This is a genomic window from Limosilactobacillus antri DSM 16041, from assembly GCF_000160835.1.
Lineage (GTDB): Bacteria > Bacillota > Bacilli > Lactobacillales > Lactobacillaceae > Limosilactobacillus > Limosilactobacillus antri.
In genome coordinates this window covers 62,949-70,253 of record NZ_GG700735.1, presented here as the reverse complement: position 1 = coordinate 70,253, position 7,305 = coordinate 62,949, and the positions used below count along the sequence as shown (strand labels likewise).

Annotated in this window: 8 protein-coding genes; 4 read left to right on the top strand and 4 right to left on the bottom strand. The window is 54.4% G+C overall.

Going from position 1 to position 7,305, the window contains the following annotated elements:
- Positions 1 to 46: 46 nt before the first annotated feature.
- Genes HMPREF0494_RS08530 through amaP form a run of 3 tightly spaced genes read right to left on the bottom strand, consistent with a single transcriptional unit; the run spans position 47 to position 1,223 of the window.
- A complete protein-coding gene (locus HMPREF0494_RS08530; RefSeq protein WP_007124553.1) occupies positions 47 to 451 on the bottom strand; it encodes an Asp23/Gls24 family envelope stress response protein in 405 nt (134 codons plus the stop codon).
- 23 nt (positions 452 to 474) lie between these two features.
- Positions 475 to 666: a hypothetical protein gene (locus tag HMPREF0494_RS08525; protein WP_007124552.1), complete on the bottom strand. Its 192-nt coding sequence runs from the start codon at positions 664 to 666 to the stop codon at positions 475 to 477.
- An 11-nt stretch (positions 667 to 677) separates the two neighbouring features.
- Positions 678 to 1,223, bottom strand: a complete 546-nt coding sequence (gene amaP, locus HMPREF0494_RS08520) for an alkaline shock response membrane anchor protein AmaP (protein WP_007124551.1) — start codon at positions 1,221 to 1,223, stop codon at positions 678 to 680.
- A 403-nt stretch (positions 1,224 to 1,626) separates the two neighbouring features.
- Here amaP and HMPREF0494_RS08515 point away from each other — a divergent pair, with 403 nt between their 5' ends.
- The 3 genes from HMPREF0494_RS08515 (at position 1,627) to HMPREF0494_RS08505 (ending at position 5,353) form a co-directional block, all read left to right on the top strand.
- The gene (locus tag HMPREF0494_RS08515; protein WP_040458995.1) at positions 1,627 to 2,379 is read left to right on the top strand and encodes a LytR/AlgR family response regulator transcription factor; all 753 of its coding nucleotides are present in this window, start codon (positions 1,627 to 1,629) and stop codon (positions 2,377 to 2,379) included.
- A gap of 128 nt (positions 2,380 to 2,507) precedes the next feature.
- Positions 2,508 to 4,997, top strand: a complete 2,490-nt coding sequence (locus HMPREF0494_RS08510) for an SEC10/PgrA surface exclusion domain-containing protein (protein WP_007124549.1) — start codon at positions 2,508 to 2,510, stop codon at positions 4,995 to 4,997.
- A 122-nt stretch (positions 4,998 to 5,119) separates the two neighbouring features.
- A complete protein-coding gene (locus tag HMPREF0494_RS08505; RefSeq protein WP_007124548.1) occupies positions 5,120 to 5,353 on the top strand; it encodes a hypothetical protein in 234 nt (77 codons plus the stop codon).
- Between the two features lie 15 nt (positions 5,354 to 5,368).
- On the opposite strand, the gene HMPREF0494_RS08500 is transcribed toward HMPREF0494_RS08505, so the two are convergent.
- Positions 5,369 to 5,836, bottom strand: a complete 468-nt coding sequence (locus tag HMPREF0494_RS08500; RefSeq protein WP_007124547.1) for a hypothetical protein — start codon at positions 5,834 to 5,836, stop codon at positions 5,369 to 5,371.
- Between the two features lie 133 nt (positions 5,837 to 5,969).
- Here HMPREF0494_RS08500 and HMPREF0494_RS08495 point away from each other — a divergent pair, with 133 nt between their 5' ends.
- A complete protein-coding gene (locus HMPREF0494_RS08495) occupies positions 5,970 to 7,271 on the top strand; it encodes a replication-associated recombination protein A (RefSeq protein ID WP_007124546.1) in 1,302 nt (433 codons plus the stop codon).
- Positions 7,272 to 7,305 lie beyond the last annotated feature (34 nt).

The window sequence follows — 7,305 nt, the reverse complement described above, 5'->3', positions numbered from 1 at the left end:
GTGGATTGTTTGTATTAGCATTTAGCCCTTGAAGCCTGCCCAGTGCTTACGAACGTTGGGCAGCCTTCTGGGCGTCGCTTAGTTCTGCCTTAGTTTTGACGTCGTTGATGTGGAGCTCAAACTTGACCAGTTTCAGGCCGGTCATCTGCTCAATTGCGGCGGCGACCTCCTTGCAGGCGGCTTTGAAGATTTCCGGCGCCGACTTGCCATACTCAATCGTGGCGTCCATTTTAACGGCAACCTGCTTCTCACCGGTGTCGACCTTAATCCCCTTGGTCACATCGGTCCCGGACGTGACCTTATCAGCAAATTCGCTGAACATATTGCCGTCGAGGGAAACAATCCCGTCAACGCGGCTCGCGGTAATCCCGGCGATCTTTTCAATTACCTGGTCATCAAAGGTTAATTGCTGGTCAACAGTTGGGTTGGTCGTTTGATTAGTGTTAGGCATGATAGTTCCTCCTTATTGTGCGCTTAGTCGCCAATCTTGGCGAGCAGCTTCCGTGTGAAGTGGTTGAGTGAGTATCCTAGAATGTCTAATGCGTAGCCAATTGTGCCCAAAATTGCGGTGGTGAGCAGGATCGCCAGCATGGGGAGAAAGCCCCAGGCAACCCAGCTGATGCTGATGATTAGACCAGCTACCGCGAAAATTCCCGCGAGTTTCATAAACGCACCTCCTAAACGATCGCGACTTTTTGCTTATGGTTATATGGCGTGAGCTTAACCTTCAGCTTGCGCAGGTCAATGTCAAACTGCTGCTTTAAGTCGTTCGCAATGGTCCGGTGAAGGTCAGCCCGCAAGTGCCGGGCCTCGCTGCGTTGGGAAAGCATTCCCGTAATCGTCACGTCGGCCTGCCGGCGCTTTTTATGCATCCGGACCTTGGCATCCGCGTTGTAGAGTTCGTAAGGTGCCAGGGTCAAACGGAGGTTCTTTTCCACCGCTCCCTGGTCAACCTTGACCTGGTAGGCTCCATCGTGAACAATCGTCAGCTGCTTAACCGTGGTCGGCCGGAAAACGGCGGCCGCGATGGTCCCAAGTGCCAGGACGATGAGGTAAGCGGCCACGCCCACCATGGTTGCCTGGCCCGGCGGTGTTGCCAGCCAGCCCAGGATTAGCTGGGCTTCCGGTTCGCTCTGGAAGTACCACAGCAGGATTCCCCCACCGGCAACCAGCGCCTGGATTAAGAAGAACAGGGTGACCCACCATTTTTGCCATGCTGCCATCGGTTCTCACTCCTTTCTGTCTTGCCTGGGTTCTTGCGATGGTTTAACTATACCAGCTTGGGGACTTCAATGGGGCGGTTTGCCGGTGAACTAAAGGGATAGTTAAGCAGTCCAAGGGATAATTAAGCTGGTGTTCGTAATTCCTTCATAGTCGAACAGATCACCCAAATTCGTCTATTAAGCGATAATGCTTCAGGGAGCTGGGGACGCGGCGGCCTCCTTGGATTCTAGTTATCACAGCTGGTTAAGGACGCCTCGCTGGTCGGCAGAATGCATTCAACTGACGTTTTAATTCATTGAGCTGTAAAAAAACAAGAAGTTAAATTCGAACCCCGATTAAAGCCAAGATAGTCTGATATTATTATGGTTAATTGACTTATTCGTGGGAGGAGGTAACGACGAATTGTTAGACGTCTATATTTTAGAAGATAATCCGGTTGAATTATCGCAGATTGATAACTACGTTCGTCAAGTTGGTCAGCGGCTGAAAATCCAGTTAAATATCCACCTGTTTTCATCATTGGCGCAAATTAACCAGTCATTGCCGGAACCTTCGCTGCGCAACGTTTATATTTTAGATCTCGAAATTGGCGATGATGATCAGGCCGGACTTAAATTCAGCCAAAAGATTCGTCAGTATGATTTGGCGGCGTCGATCATTTTCCTGACGGTTCACGACGAATTACTGCCGACGACTTACCGGTATCAAGTTGAAGCCCTTGATTTTATCGTGAAGAGTCCTGAAAATGTCGAAGCTAGTCTAGCCCGGGACTTAACAAAGGTTTTGAAGAAGCTGGAAATGCCGCACCGGGGAAAGACGATTGCTCTGCGGAGTCACTACGAAATTATGAAGGTCTACGTGAACGATATCTTGTTCTTCCAAAGCAATCCGGATAATACCCACGCTTCGTTCATGTACACCACTAATAACCAGCGCATCCCGATTAATATGTCGTTGCGGGAGCTGGAAGAGCAGGCGGACGAGTTATTCCGGGTTCACCGGAGCTACCTGGTCAACGTTACCAATATTCGGAGCCTGAACGTGAAAAAACACCAGGTGCGTTTTGTCGCGAGTGAGCTTACGGTGCCCGTTTCGCGGCTCAAGATGCGCAAATTGATGGAAGTTTTGAATAACTATTCTTCCATTCAGTGGTAAGGCCGCCCAGCCCTTTAATAAAAATTCGGTTAATGATGAATATGACCGTTGGCTGAATCATCAATTTACGGTTTCTTGTACAATAAGCACTGTTAAATGGACATTATCTAATACTGGGGGATTGAAAAATGAAAGAACATAAGAAATTGTACAAGTCCGGCAAGCTATGGATGACGGCGACGGTATTGGCCGTCGCAGCCGGGGCCATGGCGACGACCACGACGGCCCATGCGGACACGGTCGGCCAAGCTGCTGGGCAGGCAGCAGGCCAGGTTGCCAATGACCGGGGCAGCCAAATTGCGGCCCTGCAGGCTGACGCCAAACAACAGCAGGCCACAATCAATGATGCCCAGTCCCAGCTGGCGACCCAGCAAGGGAAGCTGACGGACACCCAAAAGCAGCTTGATACGGCCCAAACGGATTACCAAACGGCCCTTGCTGAACAGGACCAGGCGACCCAAAACGACCCTGACGTTCAGTCTGCTACGACCGCCGTCAACCAGGCCCAGCAAAAGGTTTCTACGGCCCAGGACGGTGCTAAGCAGGCAGCAACGGCATTGTCAGACGCGCAGAGCCGGCAGCAACAGGCCAGCGACGAATTGGCCCAGGCCAAGAGCGGCAGCAGCCAGCAAACCGGCTTTCAACTTCCGGCCGGCTACACCCGGGACAACTACTACAAGCTCCAGGACGCTCTAGCCGACGGCAACATGGCTGTCCGCGACGCGTGGGATAACATGGCTGGCCAGAACTACATGAAGTTCAAGTATGTTCACAGTGCGCAGGACAAACAAGAAGCGGTTGATCCCGCCCACTTGACGAACCAGCAGCGGATCGAAATCAGCCAGTTTGTCGTTGACCTGCTCAACCCCCTGCGGGAAAAGATTGGGGCGCAGCCATTCGTCGTCAGCCAGGGATCGGTTGACCTAGCGCAAGCGGTGGCGGACCAGTACAATGCCGACCACGTTTACGGCGGCCACGATTACCAGGGCTTAAACAAGGTGGAAGTTGCTAATGCCCGCGCCTTCCGGGAAGCGGTTGAGGGGCTGGACACCAGCATCAACAACATGGACGACCTGAAAGCGGCAATCTTCAGTGCCATTGATGACATGATCTTCCACGATACGCCGGACTGGGGTCACGCTCGGACACTGCTTGGCTTGTTGAACGACGCGGACCTGAATAACGAAAGCGACCCGGTAACCCAGTCTTATTTGGGAATGTCAGTCAGCGGGGACGCCACCAACGGGATGACGATTCACTTTATTCCGACTTATGACGATGTCGATGAACTGGAAGGCACCCCGGCCCACCCGTTTGACAAGACGGTGATCAAGGAGGCCCAGCAGGACAACAGCGCCGCAATTAAGGCGGCTCAGGATAAGCTGGACAAGGCCACTACCGACGTCACGAAGGCTCAGCAGACCAAGAAGGGCGCTGATGACCAGCTTACCCAAGCCCAAGCCGAATTGGCCGCTGCCGAACAATCCTTAGCAGCAGTTAAGGCTACTGCCAGCGCCAAGACGGCCCAGCACGTCAGCGACGCTAAGGCACGGGTAACGGACCTGCAAGGTCAAGTTGCCGACTTGAAGGGCGCAATCGAAAAGACTAACCAGACGATTGCGGCTGCTCAGACCAAACTGGACCAGGACAAGCAACAGTTAGCGGAACTTCAACAGCCGCAGGTCCAACCGGACAACGAAAAGTACACGACCCTCGACCCGAGTTTGGTGGTTAAGGTCAACGTCACTGCTGGTGACACCAATGTCCCGGCACCAACGCTGTCTGCCGGTGCCTTTATCAAGGATGCCGACAATGGAACGGCTTCCGCGGCACTGTTCCTGGCGCTTGCCCAGACCAACGGGACCTACCCAGCGGGGACCAAGCTTGAATGGGCCGACCCTGCCAAGGTCCAGCGGGACGCCCAAACCGCTGGCAGCTATGACGAAGCCGTGATCCTGGACTTCCCAGACGGGACCAAGTCCAAGGCCTTCAACGTACCGGGGGTCTTGGTGGTAGCTGCTAAACCGTCTACTGGTGATGATGGTCACCAGACTAGTCCAACGACGCCAACGGAACATACCCTGACGGTGCACTACATCGAAACGGTCGGCTACCAGCCAATGGGGGCGCCGATTACCAAGGTTGTTGGGACGCAAATCTTGACCGGCAAGACCGGGACCGACTTTAGCGGTGCCCAGATCAGTCTGCCAGCGGGCTACAAGCTGGCAATGCCAGGGTTGACCCTGACGATTGGTGACCAGGACGACCTGATTGAAGTGCCGGTTCTGTCAGTTAACACGCCGACGGACGGCCACTCTGGTGCGGGTCAGTCCGCAGGCAGCGACCAGAATGCAAGTGCCCTGCCGACCGGCGCTAAGGTCGTTAACGGCCGGGTGGTTGATGCCAACGGGAACGTTCTGTCCGGCTGGACCGTGGTTAATGGCCAAGCGGTGAAGAGCGGCAGGGCAGTGGCCGTAAGCGTGCAGGAACCGGCAGCTGCATCCGCAACGCGCCTACCACAAACTAGTAATGATAACAGCCTCGCACTGGCGGGTTTAGGGGCCGCTAGCCTGCTGGGGATGTTCGGCCTGGCCGGCTTGAATAAGAAGCGCGGCTAGTTTCACAAGTAATATAGAAAAGCAAAAGGTGGTTGATGAAATCAAGTTGCGATTTCGTCAACCACCTTCTTTATTACTTGTGTGCGGATTGTGATGCTGTATGATAGGGGTGAGGTGAGAACATGAATCCAGAAACGTACCAGGCTTTGAGCAAATGGCTCGCGGGCCGCAAGTACCAACTATTGCAAACCGGCGCTGCTTACCAGCTCGTTCGCCACGGGCAAACGCTGGCAGTCATCACGCCACCCGACCGTTACCGGGTCATGAATGTTGATATGACCTTTGCCGAGTGGGTTGAGTTCAATAAGTGCATCCGCAACGTCCGCCACTACCTGCTGACCCGCCAGGAAAAATAGCTGCGGGCAACCAGCTCAACGATAAAAATTGATTACCAACACGAGCATATCGATCAGGCAAGCGTAATTGGCAATCGCAATGAAGAGGTCGAGCAGGACTTTGGGCCGTTCTAGCTTAACGTTAGTGACCCCCGGGATCGGGTAGATGAAAATGACCATGGAATTTCCGAGGATGGTTAGTAGTAGGGAGGTTGCGGCAACGTGGGTTAAGAGCGGAACGGCAAACGATTTTGACAGCCGGAATAAAGCGAACTGCACGAGGATGACCAAAATAGACGTAACACCGTATGCTGCGGCCGTTAAAATTTTAAACCGTCGTTCGCCGAGCAACGTCCGCGAATCTTGAAAGTCAGCTTTGTCGCGGCCGGTCCACTCTAAATAGTCCCGCTTGAACAAGAGGTGGTAGTAAAGACGGGTGTCGGTAAAGGTATCTAGTACCAGCACTCCGCACAGGATAATGACGAAAATAATTTGGTGAAACAAGTTAACCCGCTCCGTTCTTCGTAGTTACTAATCAATAATAGCATAGTGCTTAGGTTGTTATCAGTGGCAATCGCCAGCTGTTTACCTTATCATTAGTAAGTACAAACCACACAGAGGGAAAGGAGCGGTTAAGATGGCGTTTAAGCAACCACTGGCCGACTTAATGCGGCCAGCTTCATTGGACCAGATGGTCGGACAGGAGCACCTGCTGGCTCCGGGCCGGCCACTATACCAAATCATTACGGAGCACCTGGCGGTTAGTCTGCTCTTGTGGGGACCGCCGGGGTCAGGCAAGACGACCCTGGCCTACGTGATGTCGCAAACCCTCCAGCTGCCTTTTGAGAAGTTCAACGCGTCAATTCAAAATAAGGGCCAGCTGCAAAAGCTGGTTGACGCCCACCCCGACGAGAGTTTTGTCCTCCTCTTGGATGAAATCCACCGCCTGACCAAGCCCCTTCAAGACTACCTGCTGCCCTACTTAGAGAACGGGCACATCCTCCTGGTCGGAACGACGACCGAAAACCCGATTATGGCGATTCAGCCGGCAATTCGCTCCCGCTGCCAAATTTTTGAGTTTTTCCCGATTGGTGCCAAGGCGATTGAGCCGGTCCTGGTCCGGGCGGCCGCCGACCACCTGGGCTTCACGTTGCCGCCGGAGCAGGCCCACGCGATTGCCAACAGTGGTAACGGGGACGTCCGGGTTTCATTGAATATCCTGGACACCCTGCACGCGATGCACCCGAAAGGACTGACGATGAAGGACATCGCAGACTTTGCCCGCAACCAGCACTTCGCCTTTGATAAGGACGCGACCAGGCACTACGATTACCTGTCGGCCTTCCAAGACTCCATCGAGGGTTCTGATGCCGACGCAGCTCTCTACTACCTGGCGGTGATCCTAAAGTCGGGGGACTTAGAATCGGTCGTGCGGCGGCTCAAGGATTCCGCGGCCCTTGATGTTGGCCTAGCGGACCCCGCCCGGGCCACCCAGGTGATCACCCTGGCGAATACCGCCCTGGAAATCGGTCTGCCCCGGGCCTCGACCCATGTAGCGATGGCGACCATCCTGCTGGCGGTCGCGCCGCGGTCGGATTCGGCCATGCAGGCTTACTACCAGGCCGCCAAGGACGCTGAACACCCGGCCAGCCACCCGATGCCAAAGTACTTGCAGGATTCGCATTATCGGGGTGCGGCCAAGCTGCGGGGCGCGGGGGTAATGCAGAATATGTTTGACCTGCCGCACAAGATTGCCCGGCAGGAGTACCTGCCCAAGGACCTGGTCGGCAAGCACTACTACCTGCCAGCGCCGAATCAGGCGGAGCAGAAGCTCTATGCGCAGTACCAGGCACTGTTCAAGTACATCTACCAGCAGCCCTTTGTCCCAACCAAATTTGCCGACCACTTTGAACACTTCACGAGCGGGCATATTAAGTAAACTGGTGTAAGCCGAGCCTTACTTGCGGCCGCGG

Coding starts and splice junctions, on each gene's coding strand:
- HMPREF0494_RS08530 (WP_007124553.1), bottom strand. CDS start 451: ATGCCTAACACTAATCAAACGACCAACCCAACTGTTGACCAGCAATTA.
- HMPREF0494_RS08525 (WP_007124552.1), bottom strand. CDS start 666: ATGAAACTCGCGGGAATTTTCGCGGTAGCTGGTCTAATCATCAGCATC.
- amaP (WP_007124551.1), bottom strand. CDS start 1,223: ATGGCAGCATGGCAAAAATGGTGGGTCACCCTGTTCTTCTTAATCCAG.
- HMPREF0494_RS08510 (WP_007124549.1), top strand. CDS start 2,508: ATGAAAGAACATAAGAAATTGTACAAGTCCGGCAAGCTATGGATGACG.
- HMPREF0494_RS08505 (WP_007124548.1), top strand. CDS start 5,120: ATGAATCCAGAAACGTACCAGGCTTTGAGCAAATGGCTCGCGGGCCGC.
- HMPREF0494_RS08495 (WP_007124546.1), top strand. CDS start 5,970: ATGGCGTTTAAGCAACCACTGGCCGACTTAATGCGGCCAGCTTCATTG.